Raw genomic sequence first — 19,164 nt, forward strand, 5'->3', positions numbered from 1 at the left:
GTTATTGGTGTCTAATTCCTAAATTCTGCAATTTTTGTGCATAAAAAACCGACTTCTTAAATTGAATATTCTTGTAAGGAAGTCGAAATAAACGATACAAAAAAGCAACTTTAGAACCCGTAAATAGATAATAGGTAAAATGTTTATACTTATACTCTCTCAATTGTTTAGGACTGTAATGCTTCATTATCCCATACATAATTGTTGGACTAGGAACCGGTTTTATGTTTTTCACAGGAGCATCCAGTTCCCAGGGCTGTGCTTTCCTTTTTTTTCCAACAATCTTAGCTTGAGTTCCCCAAAAACGATAGCCTCCGCTGGGTGGTTTTAAATGTAAATTAGCAGCAAATGGATTAGCTAAAACAGTTACTCCGATTTTACTTAACGACATTCCAAAATCACTGTCTTCGCCATAACCGCCATCAAAATTGACATCATTACCGACCAACTGATTTACAAACTCCCGTTTGACACAAGAATTCGCATTGCTAAACATTTGAGTACAGCCCGCAATAAATGGGGGTCGACTCAATTGTTCCAACTTAAGAGCCAAATCCTCTAAATTCTGTTGGTGGTGATCCGCACGGATATCCAGTCCGTTGCAGGCTCCAACCGAATAGGTTTGTAAGAACCGAATGTGGTTTTCGATGAAATCCGCAGGGATCCGAATATCATCATCACCAAAAACAATATAATCCCCCGTGCATAGAGCAATCCCCTCATTTCTGGCCCTACAACTACCCTTTGTCTGTTGCCAAATCACTTTTAATTCAAAGGGATACTGCTTTTGTTCGTAGGCCGTTTCATCTCTGTCGCTCAAGGGAGTGGCATCTACAACAATAACCTGGGTCGGTTTATAGTTTTGATTAGACAAATCATCTAACAGTTGTAAGGTGTATTCTTGACGGAACATCGTAGGTATAATATAACTTACTGTAGGATTACCTTGAATAGCAAGAAGCACCCGAGAAGGAATTCTAGCCGTTATGTCCCTTTTTTTATAGGTATTCTTGACTCTGAACAAGGTAATCCATTCTGAAATTTTCAAGAAACCTAATCTGTAAATCATAAAAATGGCATGGCTTATTTTATAATTTTTTCTAAAAAAAAGATGACGATCTCTTCTTGAAACTATCACCTTTTCTATAGCCGCATTTGTAAATAAATTTTTTACATATAATGGAACTCCTCCCAAAAAACGGTTGCATCGAAATCCAAAATCTAAAGCCTGCATTTGAATATTTTCAAAATCGGTATCAAAACCTTTTGTGAGGTCCCAAACTGATTTACGAACTGCAAAAGCATTGGGATTGATCCTCCAACTGACACATTGATCTAATCCATCAAAATCATTCAAATACCAAAAGAATACAGCAGTCTGATAGACCAATTCAGGGAAAGCATTTTTATAGCCCTGCTCAAAAGAACTATGCCAAATATCGCCTGCTCCAGTAGACAATAGCTCCAATTGTGAAAAATCAGGAGTACCGGCATACAATAGTACTTCACCTGACGTCGTTGTATATTCTTTTAATTGTATTCTTCCCATTTATCGTTTAAACTTAAATCTACCCGTTGGGTGTAATTAATAAAAATTTCAATTAATCTTAAATAAAAAAATTGAACCACACTTCGACCCGTTAATCTCTGTTAGCATCCTACGTTTTAATAATCCTTTCTATCAGGTCGGAAGTACATATTGAGCGTAGACGAATTGTAGTCGAAGTCATGCTTTTTTAACTTAGCTGTCTGATTCTAACCTAACACAAACTTTTTTATAAAACACTACACTCTGTTGCGCCACTTTCTCCTTACTAAATTTTTCTTTCACTTTCTTTTCTGCCGCTAAACCAAACGCTTTTTGCAAAACAGCATCATCTAACAGTTGAATAATTTTTGTTGCGTATTCCAAATGATTTTTAGGATGTACTAAAAACCCATTGATACCGGAATCAATCACTTCTTGTGCCCAGCCAATATTTGAGGCTACAATAGGTTTTTGCAGCGCCATGGCCTCAATCCAAGACACGGGCAAAGCCTCGGCAAAAGTAGGAAACACGCAAATTGTTGCCGTACTAATATGCTTTTTGATGTCCTGATATGGTACAGCCCCTAAATAAGTCACATTGAGCAGCGCAGCTGGAGAAAATATTCCTTGCATCATCTGCCAAGTGGAAGAATCGCCTGAAATAATATCGGGAACATCTTTCCCTAACAAAATCAATTTAGCATTTGGATTTTTAGCGACCACTGCATTAAAAATAAACGGCAACTCTAGCAATCCTTTTTTACGAATTAAACTCCCGAAATATAGAATCGTGTTCGTATTTTCTTTGTTTTTATCATCCGGACTAAACGCATCAAGATCAATACCATTCGGAATAATCGTAAATTGCTTGTTTAAACCAAAGACCGCATTCGTAGTATCGGCCGTAAACTGACTTACAGAAAGCAAGCCATCTGCTTTTTTCAACGCTCTTTTTTCATGAAATTTATTAATCCACTTTACAGGCCGCTGATCCAAGTGACAAAAATAAGTATCCGAGCCATGCAACCGAATCACAACCGGACATTTTTTAGGAGAGATAAAAGAGGTGATTCCCGTCCAATCCGGAGCTTCTACCACATCAATTTTTTTATCCTCGTATAAAGTATCAATAATATTCTGCAGTTTTTTCCGGGTCAAATACCACGACAATCCCTTAAATTTGACATTCCTGATTTGTTGAATACAAATACCATTGTCATAAAAAACAGCTTCTTCTTTTTGGGCATACACTAAAACGCGTACCGAACAGCCTTCTGCCAAAAGTCCCATTGCCAGATTTTTGATACTGGTACCTATCCCGCCGGAGCTTCCTGTTTTTGGGTGTGGATATTCCGGGCTTAAAAAAGCTATTTTCCTCACCTCAACCTTCTCCAAAATAAAGGGAGCCACTGCTGAATATTCGTTTCCCATCTTATCTATTAAAAAAATCTTTTATAATTACACTGGTAAACCGTCGTGCTCCAGTATCATTCAGATGCCCGCAGGACGAAAAATACTGATCTCCTTCTACCGTATTTTCATAATTGTAAATTTCAGGATAGCGTTGTTGCACTTTTTCAAAATAATTTAATCCTTTAGTATTGGTGCACATCGGGGTCATGACAGCTATCAAATTGATGTTGTTGTCCTTGCAAAGCTGTTTAATTTCTTCATAATATTTGTTCCGTAACGGTTTTAAATTAGTCAGATTGTTTTTCATGTTACCCTTTTTTTTGACTAACGGATAATATCCTAAATGAGCCAAATTTGTAGTAGGCTCTTTCGATACCGTTTTATAGAGTTCTCTAAACCCAATCTTGGAATCAAATGCAACATACCTGTAAAAAGGAATGTAATACAATTCTTTAAAATCGGCCTCTTTTAAAAAATGATTTCTGATTGTTTTAGAATCATGGATAAAGGGAAGAAAACGAGAAGAAACACCCTCATCTCGCTTTTCATTTGATAAATTCAAATCAGCCTCGAGTATCACATTCTTTATAGTATACTTTCGTTCCACCATTAATTTCAACAGTAGGGAGGCTTCAAACAAATGTCCTCCGCTCATCCCGAAATTAAATGTTTTCAATCCTTTTTCTTCAAACATTGGAGCCACAAAATGATTGTTGGCTCTGGAAGATCCTAAAATTACCACATCATACTCGCGCGCTGCTGAATTGTAAACATAATCAATTTTCCCTCTATTCGACGACTGTACATAAACTGTTGTGTATAGAAAATCCAATACTACTAACAGTAAAAATAGTAGCACGAGGGTTTTGACTGTAAAAATTAAAAACTGCTTCATTGTTGTTTTGTTCTGTATTGTATTTATAGTTTTATTCTAAATAATTTCTTTTTCCGTCCCCATCCCTAAAGGGTGGGAAAAAGAAAGACTACGACCTACTAATCAAGAGCATTCTAAATTTCCGGTTCCCTTTAGGGTCAAGGTAAACCGGAAATTTATCCCGCAGCAATAAACGCTTTTATTTTATCTATAACTTCCGGCAACTGCGCTAGTACTTCCTCATTTGTAAATCGGATTACTTTTAATCCTTGAAATTCAATATGCTTTGTTCTTTCTTCATCTAATAGCTGTTGTTCTTCAGTCAGATGATATCCTCCATCAATCTCAATTACTAACTTTAAGGCATGACAATAAAAATCGGCAACGTAAAAACTAAGAGGATGCTGCCTCCTAAATTTAAATCCCTCTATTTGATTGTTTTTAACTGCTAACCAAAGTTTTTCTTCCGCTTCTGTTGCATTATCTCTTAATTTCTTTGCATTTGAAAAAATTTTCGGAGATGCACCTTTCCACATATTCTCAGACTGAAGCGTTTTTTTATCCATAACTCAAACTATATTTTTATTTCAAAAACTCAAGATTCCTTTAGGGTTGGGGTAAAACGAAAATGCGGCTCCCTCAACTTCCTTTTTCCTTCCCCATCCCTAAAGGGTGGGAAAAAGAAAGACTACGACCTACTAATCAAGAACGTCCTAAATTTTCGGCTCCCTTTAGGGTTGGGGTAAAACGAAAATACCACACTAAAACTGAAAATAAATAAATTCTTTATAATCGGAATACGTTCCTAATGCCACAATTGCTGCAAGGCATAATCCCAACTTTAAATAACTGTAGCGTCCAGAAATAGGTTCCACTTGCGTTCGGCTATTCCATTCCACAACAATAAAAGCAAGTATTAAAATGATGATTTCATAATTGTATCGCTCGTTATCCAAATACTGTGATGCAAAATTTCCATTGGTAAAAATACGCCCAATATATTCAAAAGCATCTCCTATCGATTTTACCCGGAAGAAAATCCATGCCAGGCAAGTTAATGCGAATGTACTGATAATGCTAAAGAAAACTGTGATGGAGGCAAAATCCCAATGCAAGGACACTGTTTCCATATTAGATCGATTCCGCTTCAAGAGCAACAATGGCAAAAAATACAGGGCATTAATAAAACCCCAGGCAATAAAAGTCCAATTGGCACCATGCCAAAAACCACTGATTAAAAAAATAATAAAGGTATTGCGGATTTTCATTCCCATACCTCCACTGCTGCCTCCCAAAGGAATATATACGTAATCCCGAAACCACGACGAAAGAGAAATGTGCCAGCGCCGCCAGAACTCGGCGATATCACGAGAAAAATAGGGGTAGTTAAAATTGCGCAGCAAATCGATTCCAAACAATTTTGACATTCCCAAAGCCATGTCAGAATAACCCGAAAAATCCCCATAAATCTGGAAAGCAAAATAAACGGCACCAAGAACCAACGACAAAGAATTCATGGATTCATAATTATCAAAAATCGCATTGGCGTATGTAGCGCAGGTATCCGCAATTACCACTTTTTTGACCAATCCCCAGGCAAACTGAAAGATTCCTTCTTTGGCTTTTTGATAGTCAAAACTGCGTTTCACTTTCACTTGTGGTAATAAATGTGTGGCTCTTTCAATGGGTCCCGCCACAAGCATTGGAAAATAACTGACAAACAACGAGTAATCGACAAAATTATATTCTGCCTTAATTCTTTTTAAATAAATATCAATGACGTATGATAATCCGTGAAACGTATAGAAGGAAATACCCACCGGCAAGATCACGTTGAGTAGTAAAGGACTCGTTTGTAACCCAAACCCATTCAACAACTCCGAGAAAGAATCTGCAAAAAAATTATAGTATTTAAAAATTCCCAGGAAGCCCAGATTTACACTGATACTCAGCCAAAACCAAAATTTCCGACTCCGTACCGTCTTGGCCTTTTCTATCCGAATACCGGTATAATAATCTAAAAACGTAGAGAACACCAACAGGAACAGAAAACGCCAATCCCAACAGGAGTAAAAATAATAGCTGGCTATAATGAGCACTGCATTTTGAGCACTTTTGGTTTTATTACAAACAAACCAATACAACACAAATACAATAGGTAGGAAAACGGCAAAGGATAAGGAATTAAAAAACATACGTACGGGAACGGATTTGACGGTGTAAAATTAAGATTTATTCTCTAATACCAATGCTAAATGGTACTCGACCATTCTTGCCAGTGAAAAACGGTTTTCAATGAGGGTTCTGGTATTCGTTTCAATTCTTTTATGACCCAAATAAACGGCTTCAAGAATATTCTTTAGAGCCATAACATCTTTTGCTTTATAAATAAACCCATTTTCCCCGGAAACAATAACCTCCTCATTACCACCAACATTTGTTGTGATTACAGGAACATTGGCAGCTAAACTCTCTAATATCGATAAACTGAAACACTCCATGTGGGTAGGTTGCAGCATATAATCATATTCCGAAAATAACGCTTTCAGGTTAGAAATGCTGCCCATAAAAGCAAAACAATGGGTTACATCATAGTATTTCATCTTTTCAACCAAAATACTTTTATAAGGCCCATCTCCGTAAAGATCAATTTTAATTTCCTTCTGTATCGATGTAGGAAGCAGTGCGACAGCAGCAATTAAATCCTGAATCCCTTTAGATTCACGTAGGTGAGATGCTGTCAAAAAGATGGGATGCAATGTGTTTCGATTCATTCGTTGTAAAATATTTTCTAGCACAACCCCGTTATAAATAGTCAATGTCTTCTTTTTCAAATGAGAACCAAAATCATGAATAATTTCTTTGACGGTATAATCAGAAACCCCTACAAAAACAGCAATATATCTGGAAAATAAAACTCCTTTGATTCTTTTCTCGATTCTCTTTTTTAAAGGATAGCCGGAAAGAGGTCTTGGATTATGATCCACGGCAATTATTTTAGCGACGCTCAACTGCTTTATTTTATAAAAAAAAGGAGTACATAATTCGACAAAATGGGTAATGATATGCGTGTACGCTGTTGCATTGGTGGTACAAAAACTAAGAAAATGATTTTCTACGGATTGATATCCACTCTCAAAAATCGTTAAAGTAACATATTCGCCATGATCGGACTGATTCGGAAAAAACCAATCCACCTGAATATTATTTGCTGCACATTTCTTGTCAAACGCCCAAAAAAAGTAATCCATTCCGCCTACTCTTTCGGGTAATAGTTCATAATTACAAAGCACTGCTATTTTTTTATTTTCGGTCATTCCATTGTGATAAAGTTGTAGCAATACGCTGACTGGTTCCGTTTAATTTTTTGCTTATTTGTAAGTCAATCATAGCCTTTCTTTCTTTAGTTCGTGCCAAAGGATTAATTAAAGCCTCCTTGATTTGGTCAATTAATTCGGTTGGATTTTGAGCGATGGTCACGGATTGGCTCTCGACTACTTTTTTGAAATGATCATATCCTAAAAAACGTTGGTCATCATACAAACCATTTTCAGGATTTCCAAAAACAGTATTAATTACCGGTTTGTCAAATAACATAAAATCTAAACTCATTGTAGAGCACATGTTAATATTCAAATCAACATATTCCAACAAAGAACGTAAATCCATGATATCCTCCTCACTAGGAATGCGTTGAGACCAGCTTTCAGCATGATTCTCTCGAGTCAAAATCCATTTGGGCGTATTCCAGATAATTTCAGGAAACTCTTTTTGTATCGCAGCAAAACGCTCTGGTTCTTCTGCTGGAGAAGTCCGTACAACAAGTTGACATGGAATTCCTATTTTATTTTCTCGCATGGCATTGGCAATAGTCCGAATCACAACAGGATCATTCGCTCCGATACTGGCATCAGCACAACTGAAACAAATTATTTTTTGACTCTCCTTTAAATTAAATTTAGCATAAAAATCTTGTTTTTCTGTTTTGTATTTGTCCATCACATAAGGCTCAAATTGAGGTGTTCCCACCACTCTTACCTGTTCCTCTTTTACATTCGGATAAAAATACAACAGTTCCTTTTTCATTAAATCACTCCAAACCAAAAAATAATCAAAAGTCCCTAACATTCTTCCTTTGGAGGCTAAATTATCCCAACTGAAAATAAAACTGCTGACTGGTATTTGAGATTGGATAGCTGCATATAAAAAAGGGGCTAAATACGAGGGTCTTTGATGGGTGAAAAAAACATGAGTCGGTTGGTCTTCTTGCAATAATCGAAGATACCCTTTTGCTATTCTATGTTTAGAAAAAGACAAAAACTGTAATTTTTCTACAAACAGAATACTGGCAGAAGAGTGCACTCTCTGCGTAAAAAAATAAATAATTTTGACTAAAAGAGATCGGGCAGAGATTGTTTTGGGATACCCGGATTCCAGGTTGTCTTTCATACCATAAAAAGACTTATAGTGTTGTAGATGAGCTAGCTCTTTCCATTTCCTGAAAAACCAGGTCCATTTGCCTTCTACAAAAACATCCAATTCTTTTATAGTACTTGTAGACTGTAAATCCGCAGGATAAGCACTGATAGGCAACCCCGAATAAATGATAATAGTATCAAATTGGAGTCTGGCTTCTGTTAAAAAGTCACTCATTACAAAATTCCGGAATCCAACGCCATCAGTGATTACTATACCTAGTTTTTTCATCGCTTTTAAACTTACAATTTTTGATTATTTTAAAATAATTCTTACATCCAAAAACTATTAAATATTTTTTTAATTAATACTTAGTATCTTAATTTCGCTTTTTTATTACCACAAAAACCTTGTTGAAGTTTAAAATTTCATAGGGGATATTTATATTATACTCAACAAGAGTTCTCTTAATCTCTTCTTCATTGGTGTGACCATCTACATAAATCAAATCACAATTATCTTGGATTTTGGGACCATCGGGAGAATAAACATATTTAGACTCCATAAAATAATAGGAAACAAACATCAATCGATCAAAGGACCCATCTAACAATGATTTAATTGGCACCTTAGAATTCGGTGAAAAATAAATCTTGTTTTGAATGTATTTTGATGCATCTCTCCAGTTTTGTTTTTTATAAGTATAATTCCCAAACACAGATAAAATTAGTAATCCGATAATGTATAAGAATACAAATATTTTATTATTATCAAATAATTCATTAAAAATAAAAGAAATAAAGAGAAGAATTAAAGGTACTGTTACAATTAAATATCTTTCCGATATTGTAAATATCATGATACTGATTAAATATGAAGTTAAAAATAATAACAAAACTGGAAGTAAGATTATACTATACTTCTTTACCAATATTAAAAAGTAATTGAAATTTCTTAAAATTGGAGCTAGTAAAATTAATAAAGCGGCTACACCAAACTTATTTACAGCAAAAATGGTAGAGAAATTAAAAATAATATTTTTTAAATTATTCCTATCCCAAGAAATTTGTTTAATATGATTCCCCATATCAACAAAGTAAAACTGAAAAATGAGCCAGATCATTCCTAATATTCCAATAAAAATAGATACAACTAATATAGTTATTGCTGATCTATTTTTTCTTAAGACTAAAGAATATATAATTGTAACAAAAGAAAGTAAAAAGATAATTAGGCTACCAAAATGGTGAGTATAGCAAATCAAAACTCCTACTAAAAAGTAATAAATTAACAACATATTTTCAATTTTCTGACTACCCCTTATTCTCTTTAAAAAAATTAAAAAAATAATACTTGCTAAACTAGATAATGCATAAAGAAGAGAATACATTCGTGCCTCTTGAGCATAATATAATACCCCAGGTGTAAACGCACTTAAGAATAAAAATAAAATTGCTAATTTTCTACTAAAATATTTTTTTATTAGTAAATAAGACAATATTAAACCTAGCAAAGTAACAACATAACTCAGTAACCTTATTTCAAAATCGCCAGAACCAAATATTTTTCCCCAGTAAAACAATAATACATAGTACAAAGGAGGATTTCCATCTCTTGATATATATTTAGAAAACATTAAATCTAATGAAGATGTTTTTAAAGAGGCCGTTGCAGAAAAAATTTCATCCAACCATAAAGATTCTCTATCAATATTAGGTATTACAATTAACGTTGCAACAATTAAAATTAGGTAAAAAATTGTCTTGGAATTAAATAGGTAAACTATAAAGTTTTCTAACAAATTATTTTTCATAAAACACATTAATTTATAGAGGCAATTCCAAAGAATGAATCAGTTTAAGTTATGTATTGATTAGATCAATTTAAAAATAGTAGTAATAAGCACATAATAATGAAAGCAACTTAATAGTTATAACATCAAATTATTCTAACCATACCGCAACAAAATTCCGGAATCCAACGCCATCAGTGATTACTATACCTAGTTTTTTCATTAAATATCTCTAAATTGTTTTTGATGATTGATGGCCCAAATTGCATCCGTTTCTATAGACTCCAGAAACAACTGCACACTGTTCCCTTTCCCAAAATCAGTAGCCGTTGGAATGGTTTTTTGAATATCTATTAGCGCTAGTGCGGCTGTTATATTTTTTTGTTCATAATCCACGTTAATAATGTGCGCGTGAACCGCTCTGTTTTGCTGTCGTGTTCCAATATTAATAATAGGAATACCATAGCAAGGCGCTTCCCGAATTCCAGCACTACTATTCCCTATGATGTATTGTGCGTTTTTGAGCAAGGTCAGAAAATATTCAAATCGCAAAGAAGGAAATATTCGAAAACGGGTATTGTTTTCCAGTCTTTTATAGGCTTCCAAAATAGTGTTAGTTCCCAAATCATTATTAGGGAAAACAACAATATAATTATGTGTATCTTCCAGTAAAGCGGCAACAAAATGATTCGCATGATGCTGCATTTCGGCAGCTTCTGTGGTAACAGGATGAAACATGGCAATGGCATACGTATCAAAAGGAATTTGATAATAAGATTGGGCAACGCTCAAATTTGGTAACGCATCCGAAAACATAACATCAATATCAGGAGATCCAATGGTAAATATAGAAGACTTTTTTTCGCCCATTTGAATCAATCTTTTGGCTGCATCAGCATTAGAAACAAAATGGATATGACTTAATTTACTGACGCTATGCCGAATTAATTCATCTACCGTTCCGGATAACTCGCCTCCCTCGATATGCGCCACTAAAATATTATTAAGCGATCCTACTATAGCACCGGCAAGTGTTTCTACGCGATCTCCATGAACTATAATCATATCAGGAGGAACGGTCTTGATAAAGGCAGAGAGCCCTTCTATGGTTTTGGCCAAGGTCAAATCCATCGTAGTCTCATGAGTATGATTGATAAACGTATGAATATTTTTGAAGCCACAGCGTTCTATCTCCAATAGCGTGTAACCATATCGCTCTAGCAAATGCATTCCGGTAACAAAAACAAACACCTCAAATCCTTCTTGTTGTTCAAGAATTGAAATCAATGATTTTATTTTTCCGAAATCCGCTCGGGTTCCGGTAAGAAATAGGATTTTTTTCATTATTTTTTTGTCATGTCGAGCGCAGTCGAGATACTTTTAAATCTTAAATACCGGTCGATTGCGCTCGAGGGAACTGTATTTATTTTGTAATTGTCTCTATTTTTAAGTTTTTAATTGCTATCCAAAAAAAGGCAAAATAAAGAAACTATTGTTCAAAATCATTAAAATCTAATTGCTCGTCGTTATCAATATCTCGAGTAGCGATTTTCCCAATCAAATCATTAAAATGTTCAGCCAATATAGCTCCAGTTCCCGGACGTTTTACCCATATATTATCCGTAGTAAATAACGCTCCTTTTTTTATTGGAGCAATCGTACAAACCGTTGCAAATGCAAAATCAATAGTTACTTGTTCTTCTAAAGCAGGCTTTTTTGTTCCACCCCGCATGTGCCACATTTCATGAGAAGAAACGATAAGTTCCCCACATGTCTGCTCATCCATACTACACACAATATCTGGACCGGTACGATGTGTATGATCCGTAAAATGACGTTCCAAAATACTGGCTCCTAAAGCTACAGCTCCTAAACACGCATTGTTATTCAAAGTATGATCGGACAAGCCGAAAACTTTATCCGGAAAAGCTTGATGCATTTCCATCATTGCGCCGAAACGCACCAGATGAATTGGAGTTGGATATAAATTTGTAGTATGCAATAGCGCTACGGGTACGTTGTACTTATCAAAAATTGCCACCGCTTTAGTAATGCTTTCAATAGTATTCATTCCGGTACTCAAAATAACGGGCTTACCAAAAGCTGCAATATGCTCCAGCAAAGGATAATTATTACATTCTCCAGATCCTATTTTATAGGCGGATACATTGAATTTCTCCAACCGATCAGCGGCAGCTCGTGAAAAAGGCGTAGAAATGAAAATCATTCCTTTACTTTCTACATAATTTTTTAGTTCTAATTCATCGACTTCGCTCAGCGAACAGCGTTCCATAATTTCATAAATCGAAACTGTAGCATTGCCTGGAATTACTTTTTTGGCTGCCCCACTCATCTCGTCTTCCACAATATGCGTTTGATGCTTGACCACCTCAGCTCCGGCTCTGTGAGCAGCATCAACCATCTCCTTGGCTACTTGCAAAGAACCTTCATGATTAATACCGATTTCAGCAATCACTAACGGCTGATAATCGGGACCTATTTTTCTTCCTGCAATTTCAATATATGGGTTCATTTTTTTAATGAATGGTTACAAATTAAATTTTATAATAACTCCAAGACTCAATCTCGACCGAGCCTGCGTTGAGCGAGAGTCAATGAAGACAATCTCGACTGCGCTCGATTTGACAATAAAATCCTGAAGTCACTACAACTGTCACGTCGAAAGTTTGTACTGAGCGCAGTCGGAGTAAAGCCGAGACGATTTATTTCAAATTCATAGTACAACTAAATAATCAAATCATTACAACTGTCACTTCGAGCGCAGTCGAGACGCTTTATTGATTAAATACGCCGCATAATCAAAATCATCCAGCGTATCGATATCAACATTGGCAAAAATATGATTTACTTCATAAGGGATACTATTTTCAGAAACTATTTTACCCTCCAGTATCACTTTAGCTTTGGTAATGTACAACAACCCATTTTCAAAATAAAGAGGCTCTAAATCCTGACTGCGTTGCCCTATTGTGTAATTATAAGGTTCAAAACTGTTGTTGATTATTTTTCCCAATTTTTGATGATTCCTGGTTACGGTGACAAGACTGTCAGCATCATTCATGCAAAACCGTACATAGGCTTCCTGAAGCAAATTTTCTGGTCGCAACGGATTAGTGGGTTGTAACAAAACAACCGTGTCAACTGCATGAGTAATAGTCTCTAAAACATGTTGGACACTACTAATCGTTGGTTCCAAGTCTCCTGAAAAAGCATCTGGTCTGTCAATTACTGTAACTCCATACTGCAGCGCAATGTTTTTTATGGCTGCGTTATCGGTCGTTACATAGATTTCATCAATAATAGATGGATTTTTTTGGGCAAATAAAATACTGTGCACCAATAAAGGAATCCCTCCTAAAAGTAATAAATTCTTATTTGGCAACCGTTTAGAGTTTCCACGAGCAGGAATAATAGCAATCGTTTTCATTAGTAAAATTATATCCTTGTAAAAATACTTATTTTTTTGAATTTCAAATGCGCTCTGAGATTTATTACTCTTGTAGATATAAAGTCTTATCAATTTGCTTTTTAGCGTTAAACAATTAAAACAGACCTCAATTTCGAATATACAGGACACTCAAAAGGGCATATAATCCTTTAAATCTTATAAAATAGTGTTTCAAATTCAATTGATAATGGTAAAAAAATAGGCTACAATACTCCTTTCTCAACTAAAATCTAATGACTAAATAACACTATACAATTACTTGTGTATTTCTCTATTTTTTACTTGTAAAAATCCTATATTTTACGGCATTTAACGTTGCTCAAGAAACATAATTTACTGACTATAAGCACATTATTTAATGTAAGAAAAAAGTCTTAATTTTTTTATTTGTTAAAAACCATAACCGATTGTGAATAACTTTGGCTTTTATTACACGGAAGACTACTGTATCTTTGAAATGTCAGTTAGATACAATTAACAAGTATACTAAGACCAATTTTTTTTATTCATTTAATACCAATAAACAATGGCTATTAAATACAAAGTTCTTCCTAGAAAGAACCCTCGGGACCTAATGGCTCCTGAAAAATTTTATGCCGCTGCAGTTGCAGATGGCGATGTAGATTTAGACCGACTCGCTGAGTTGATCTCTTACCAATGTACGGTTACGGCTACGGACTGTTATGCGGTCTTGTTGTCCTTAGAACACAACATCATTGGGGAACTCGGGCAAGGCCGAATTGTAAAACTGGGCCGACTGGGTAATTTCCAGGTGGGTATCAGTTCCGAAGGCAAGGAAATGGCTGCCGATGTGTCCGCTGCCGCGATTAAAAAAAGTCGCATTCTTTTCCGACCCGGAAAAAAATTACGCAGCATGCTGAATGAGTTATCATTTAGAAAAGCCGGCTAGAACCCCGTAATCAGAAGCATCTGATTATTGTAAGACCTCGAGTATTCCAGTACTCGAGGTTTTTTTTGGCCTATAATCAACGAAAATTAGAGCCGTTTCGTCTTGATTGGACTTTTGTTTCGTCAAGATCGGGCAAAAAAAGCGTCCGCACGAGATCAATATTCGGTCTTGCTTGAATTGTACATCCCCAAATTGCCTTAAAAGCTTGACTTTGGGTCACGATTTAAACCTCCAATAAAATAAAATAAGAATTATTTATGCCAAAAGAAGTTTCTTTTTGGTCTAAAAAGTACTTTTCAGTCCCTTTTTGATATAAAAAAAGCTCAAAAATACTGGCTAGAACCCCGTTTTTTTGAGCAAAATGATTAGTGTAAGACCTCGAATAATTCCAGTTATTCGTCGTATTACAGTTCAAAAGTAGTGAAATGTTTCAATATGTGGTGTAATAATTAATAAAAAATTTCCGCACGAATTCAAATTTCAGCCCTATTAGCTACATCTATTTAATTAATTCTAAAAAAATAAGAGCGAACTAGTTGGACCAATTAAAAGCTAAAAACTAATGCGATTCATTTTCAGGCCTCCAATAAAGCTTAGTTTTCTCTAATTTTTGATAGGCAGAATATTCTTTACGAGTCAATCGATTGCTGTTTTTTATAATTTTCGGAATGGCCAATACTAAATCCAACATGGCCCATAAAATCGCTTTTAATGCTTTCCAATCCCCTTTAAAAACTTTTGATTTCAGTTGCATCCAAATTGAATAGGCCATTTTTTTAGGAATGTATTGTAAAGGAAAAAACAAAAAATACAAATACCAACCCGAGCGTAACGATCGTCTTAAACGAAGACTGTAATCTGTATTGTTTCTTCTTGACCTCACATCAACCCTATGATGCACCAGAACTTCCGGTAAATAATGAATCTCTATGTTTTTTTTGAAAAGCTGATACGCGGCAAAATCCTCCTCCCCATAAAAAATAAACCAAGCAGGATAATCAGGAATAGAATTCCAAGCCGACATTCTCCATACATGGCCACAGCCTACAAATCCCTGGACTCGAGCGGAGCTTTCAGAAGTAGTAGTCGAATCAGGCTCTACTAATCCCCAAAAAATGCGTAAAGCCAATACCCCGCAATTGGGGTTGGCAGCAAAGTAGTCTGCAATAACTGACAACGCATTTACTGTAATAAAATGAGCATCATCATCCAATGAAATAGCAAATTCAGTATTCACGAGACCTAACAATCTATTTCGGCTGTAGATAAGTCCTTTACTCTCTTTATTTTTAATCAGTTGGATTTCAGGATATTGCGCTTGAACAAAAACAGCTGTATCATCTGTAGAACCATCATCACAAACAATACGTTCTACCCCGTCACAAGAGAATAAATGCTGGATTTTAGCTAAAGTAACAGCCAAATCGGTTTTACGGTTTTTGGTAGTTAGCAGTATAGTAAAAGTGGCGTGCGTCATCGCTAATTATTTTTTTCCAAATTATCAATAGTCTTTTTTAAATACGAAACCGAAAGATATTCCGCTAAATCACTTCTGTTTAAAAGCAGTTGCTTTGGATTTTGTTTCCACAAGCAATACAATTCTCCCACTAATACAGCTATTCGTGGCACATCATCCACTTCCGCCCAATACGCATAGTCATTGCCTAACAACCGCTTTGTTTCACTGTAATAAGGCGCTAAAGCTAAGATAGGTTTACTAGCTGCAACGCAATGCGGGAATTTAGCGGGTAAAAACGGACTAATTTCCGCTTTTGACTCCAAAATAACATTAACCGATACACTTTGTTGAAGCAAATAAACCGTATCAAAAGGAATCATACCATTATGAATGTAGAGTTCAGGAGTTTTTTTTTGGTGTTTTTCAAATAATTGGGCGTGATCAGAAGCTGGTCCGAGCAACAGCAATCGCGACTCTTTTTCAGCTTCCGGATAGTGTTGTAAAAACAGTTGAAAACCAGCTATCAAACCCTCAGGCGAACGTTGCTTCATCAAATTACCGGCATGGAGTACATTGAATTTTGAAACATCAAAATAGGATGGAAAAGAAGTGTCCTGAACGACGTACTTTGCATTTTGATGCGGAATAACAACTCCTGTTTGGGCAAAATTAGGGAAATAACTCGACATCCATTCGTGCAACAACAAGCTCGGAAAGGCACTATATCTGGCTTTTGTAGAAACTGCCCTAAAAAAGGCTTCTCTGGCTTTATGACTGGATTCTACCCAATTGTATGGTCTTGGATAATAATGCGCAGGATACGGATCATGCACATACGCCATCCATTTGTCATGTAATTCCGGAAATTGAAGAACGGAATAATGAGGCCTAAAACTACCACCCTTACTCAAAGTTATTACTAAATCGGGCTGAAATTTTTGATGCTGCAATGCGGCAGTAATACTGCGGGTATCATTATAAAAAGTAAAAGAAAACCCAAATAATTGTTCTAAAAAAGGAGCTGGATTGACCTTTAAATTCCGACTCAACACCCTTTGTATCCGACTTAAAAAATACAAGGGACTGAATTTTATTTCAGGTATCGCATAACACCTCACACCCGCTAAATGTATGTTTCGCAACGTATAATGATAGACTAAAACGTCAAAACCCGCCTCGGCTAAGTTCTTAATCAAAGCGACATTGGCTTTTGAACCACTACTGTCTTCAATATTGATGGAGTCTACTACAACAAGAATTTTCATTTTAATAGTGTTTTAATAAATATGCTGCTATTTTTTGGCAGGCATCACCGGCTCCATAAGGATTGATGGAATGCCCAAATCCCGTGAATCCGTCTAAAAAAGAACAAATAGTAGTGCTGATTTTTTGTTGATCGGTACCTACTAAAATAGAAAATCCGGCAGTAACCCCTTCAGGTCTTTCTGAAACATCACGAGTAACCAAAACAGGTTTACCTAAGGAAGGGGCTTCTTCCTGAATACCACCGGAATCTGTGACAATCAACAAAGATTGTTGCATCAACCACACAAAAACGGGATAGGAAACCGGTGGTATCAAATAAATATTTTTAGTGTTGGACAATTTCTCATATACAACATCTTTCACTTTGGGATTTAAATGTACAGGATAAACTAACACTACATCGTCTCGTTTCGAAACAGATAAAAGCGCATCACACAGGTTCTCAAAACCTGCTCCAAAATTTTCTCTGCGATGCCCTGTGACCAGAACCATTTTTTTATCGGTAGGAAGCAAACGTTTCAATCGTTCAATTTCAGGATTGATATAATCTTCTGCTCCAATTTTTTCAACGGTCCACAATAGCGCATCAATAACGGTATTTCCAGTTTCGACGATAGCAGTTGGCAGAATGCCTTCATTCAGTAAATTCTGTGTGGCTGCAGCGCTAGGGGTAAAATGAATATCGGCTATTCTGCTGGTCAACTGCCGGTTCACTTCCTCCGGAAAGGGCGCCTTTTTATTATACGTACGTAAACCAGCTTCTATATGTCCTACGGTTATGCCATTATGAAAGGCGGCCAACGCCACCATCGATGAAGTTGTTGTGTCTCCATGGACCAAAACCAAATCTGGTTTTGCATCAGTAAATACGCCATCCATCTTTAACAAAATACTAGCACTTAATCCGTTCAAACTTTGATTGGGTTGCATCAAATCTAAATCATAATCGGGAGCAATAGCACAAAATTCCAACACTTGATCCAGCATCTCTCGATGTTGTGCCGTGACACAGACTTTTACATCAAAATTATTTTTTTTTAATTCGTGATATAGCGGTGCCATTTTAATCGCTTCAGGTCGAGTGCCAAAACAAAGTAGAATTTTCATGAATTATATTTTCCGGATTTTTTTTTTAATTTATAGACAGACAACCGCAAAGGGAATGTACTATAAAAAAACTGCCATTTTATTTTTTCAAAGATAGACAATTCAAGTAAAGCGATGATTTGAGTAAACAAATTGTACTCCTTAAAGTCGGTTGCCATGGTTACAAAATAACGAAGGAGCGAAGAAGACAGCAACTGTTTCTCCTTTAAATTTTCGAGAACCAACAAAATAGCGTCTTTTTTAGAGGCCCTGCGTATGGGGTTATTGCTATAAAATTCTCCGGTATTGGAGTCCGCATGTTTACGTCCAAAGAACAAACATTTTTCAATAGAAATTCCTTTAATATCAGAAGACAAAATTCTGGAATACAACTCCCATTCTTCTGCATACATCAAATGTTCCACAAATCGATTGCCATCAAAACAGGTTCTATGCCACATCACTGCACAAGAATTAAATGGAAGTTCGTTTATTAATAGTTTCTCAACATCTGATTTAGTTACAAAAAAAGAAGCATAGTCTTTTGAAAATTCAAAATTATAGTCAAAATCATCAAAGAAAACATTTCGAAGATACCTGCAAAAAGAAACATTTTGTTTGCTTAATTCTTTTACACATAATTCCAAATTTTGGGGATGGACAATATCATCATCATCAAAAAAAATAACATAGTCTCCCTGAGCTAAATCCAGACCATAATTCCTACTTCCCGGCAATCCCTTTTGATATTTAGAAGTCCGCATAAAATATTTAAACCGGATATTCTGTTTTAAAATAGGAGCTAAAATTTCCGCTGTATTATCGGTTCCTCCATCATCAATAATAATACACTCCCAATCCTTGAATGTTTGAGCCTGGATTGATTGCAAAGATTCTAGTATATATTCGGCCCTGTTATAGGTCGCCATAATTATACTTACTTTGGGCATA

General features: G+C 35.7%; 16 protein-coding genes. 1 reads left to right on the forward strand and 15 read right to left on the reverse strand.

Annotated features, from left to right (window positions below):
• Position 1: 1 nt before the first annotated feature.
• From EKM05_RS07830 to EKM05_RS07880, 11 genes are all read right to left on the reverse strand, one after another.
• Positions 2 to 1,549 (reverse strand): glycosyltransferase family 2 protein, encoded by a 1,548-nt coding sequence (locus EKM05_RS07830; RefSeq protein ID WP_199742825.1) that lies wholly within the window; start codon positions 1,547 to 1,549, stop codon positions 2 to 4.
• A gap of 192 nt (positions 1,550 to 1,741) precedes the next feature.
• Positions 1,742 to 2,959, reverse strand: coding sequence for a glycosyltransferase family 4 protein (locus EKM05_RS07835; protein ID WP_126554481.1), 1,218 nt, complete (start codon positions 2,957 to 2,959; stop codon positions 1,742 to 1,744).
• A gap of 1 nt (position 2,960) precedes the next feature.
• Positions 2,961 to 3,836, reverse strand: coding sequence for a hypothetical protein (locus EKM05_RS07840; RefSeq protein WP_126516625.1), 876 nt, complete (start codon positions 3,834 to 3,836; stop codon positions 2,961 to 2,963).
• 155 nt (positions 3,837 to 3,991) lie between these two features.
• Positions 3,992 to 4,381: an endonuclease domain-containing protein gene (locus tag EKM05_RS07845; protein ID WP_233590891.1), complete on the reverse strand. Its 390-nt coding sequence runs from the start codon at positions 4,379 to 4,381 to the stop codon at positions 3,992 to 3,994.
• Positions 4,382 to 4,576: 195 nt separating this feature from the next.
• On the reverse strand, positions 4,577 to 6,010 hold the full coding sequence (locus EKM05_RS07850) for an MBOAT family protein (RefSeq protein WP_126554482.1): 1,434 nt from the start codon (positions 6,008 to 6,010) through the stop codon (positions 4,577 to 4,579).
• Between the two features lie 30 nt (positions 6,011 to 6,040).
• Positions 6,041 to 7,132, reverse strand: coding sequence for a glycosyltransferase family 4 protein (locus EKM05_RS07855; RefSeq protein WP_233590892.1), 1,092 nt, complete (start codon positions 7,130 to 7,132; stop codon positions 6,041 to 6,043).
• Positions 7,119 to 8,522, reverse strand: a complete 1,404-nt coding sequence (locus EKM05_RS07860; RefSeq protein ID WP_126554484.1) for a hypothetical protein — start codon at positions 8,520 to 8,522, stop codon at positions 7,119 to 7,121. The genes EKM05_RS07855 and EKM05_RS07860 overlap by 14 nt, the downstream gene beginning before the upstream one ends.
• An 88-nt stretch (positions 8,523 to 8,610) precedes the next feature.
• The gene (locus EKM05_RS07865; RefSeq protein WP_158614831.1) at positions 8,611 to 10,044 is read right to left on the reverse strand and encodes a glycosyltransferase family 39 protein; all 1,434 of its coding nucleotides are present in this window, start codon (positions 10,042 to 10,044) and stop codon (positions 8,611 to 8,613) included.
• 201 nt (positions 10,045 to 10,245) lie between these two features.
• The gene (gene neuC, locus EKM05_RS07870; protein ID WP_126554488.1) at positions 10,246 to 11,367 is read right to left on the reverse strand and encodes a UDP-N-acetylglucosamine 2-epimerase; all 1,122 of its coding nucleotides are present in this window, start codon (positions 11,365 to 11,367) and stop codon (positions 10,246 to 10,248) included.
• 145 nt (positions 11,368 to 11,512) lie between these two features.
• Positions 11,513 to 12,556, reverse strand: a complete 1,044-nt coding sequence (locus EKM05_RS07875) for an N-acetylneuraminate synthase family protein (RefSeq protein WP_126554490.1) — start codon at positions 12,554 to 12,556, stop codon at positions 11,513 to 11,515.
• 237 nt (positions 12,557 to 12,793) lie between these two features.
• Positions 12,794 to 13,471, reverse strand: a complete 678-nt coding sequence (locus EKM05_RS07880) for a cytidylyltransferase domain-containing protein (protein WP_126458989.1) — start codon at positions 13,469 to 13,471, stop codon at positions 12,794 to 12,796.
• A gap of 547 nt (positions 13,472 to 14,018) precedes the next feature.
• Between EKM05_RS07880 and EKM05_RS07885 the strand changes: the two genes are divergently transcribed.
• Entirely contained in the window at positions 14,019 to 14,402 is a 384-nt protein-coding gene (locus EKM05_RS07885; protein WP_126554492.1) for an HU family DNA-binding protein, read from the forward strand.
• A gap of 559 nt (positions 14,403 to 14,961) precedes the next feature.
• Here the strand turns inward: EKM05_RS07885 and EKM05_RS07890 are convergent.
• The 4 genes from EKM05_RS07890 to EKM05_RS07905 are packed head-to-tail and all read right to left on the reverse strand — an operon-like array spanning position 14,962 to position 19,163.
• On the reverse strand, positions 14,962 to 15,879 hold the full coding sequence (locus EKM05_RS07890) for a glycosyltransferase family 2 protein (protein ID WP_126554494.1): 918 nt from the start codon (positions 15,877 to 15,879) through the stop codon (positions 14,962 to 14,964).
• 2 nt (positions 15,880 to 15,881) lie between these two features.
• Complete coding sequence (locus tag EKM05_RS07895; protein ID WP_233588545.1) at positions 15,882 to 17,126, reverse strand: UDP-glycosyltransferase; 1,245 nt, start codon at positions 17,124 to 17,126, stop codon at positions 15,882 to 15,884.
• A gap of 1 nt (position 17,127) precedes the next feature.
• Positions 17,128 to 18,234, reverse strand: a complete 1,107-nt coding sequence (gene wecB / locus EKM05_RS07900) for a non-hydrolyzing UDP-N-acetylglucosamine 2-epimerase (protein WP_126554498.1) — start codon at positions 18,232 to 18,234, stop codon at positions 17,128 to 17,130.
• Positions 18,231 to 19,163, reverse strand: coding sequence for a glycosyltransferase family 2 protein (locus EKM05_RS07905; RefSeq protein WP_126554501.1), 933 nt, complete (start codon positions 19,161 to 19,163; stop codon positions 18,231 to 18,233). Before EKM05_RS07905 ends, wecB begins: the two co-directional genes overlap by 4 nt.
• Position 19,164: the final 1 nt, after the last annotated feature.

Origin of the sequence: Flavobacterium sp. GSP27, assembly GCF_003970395.1 — a bacterium.
Lineage (GTDB): Bacteria > Bacteroidota > Bacteroidia > Flavobacteriales > Flavobacteriaceae > Flavobacterium.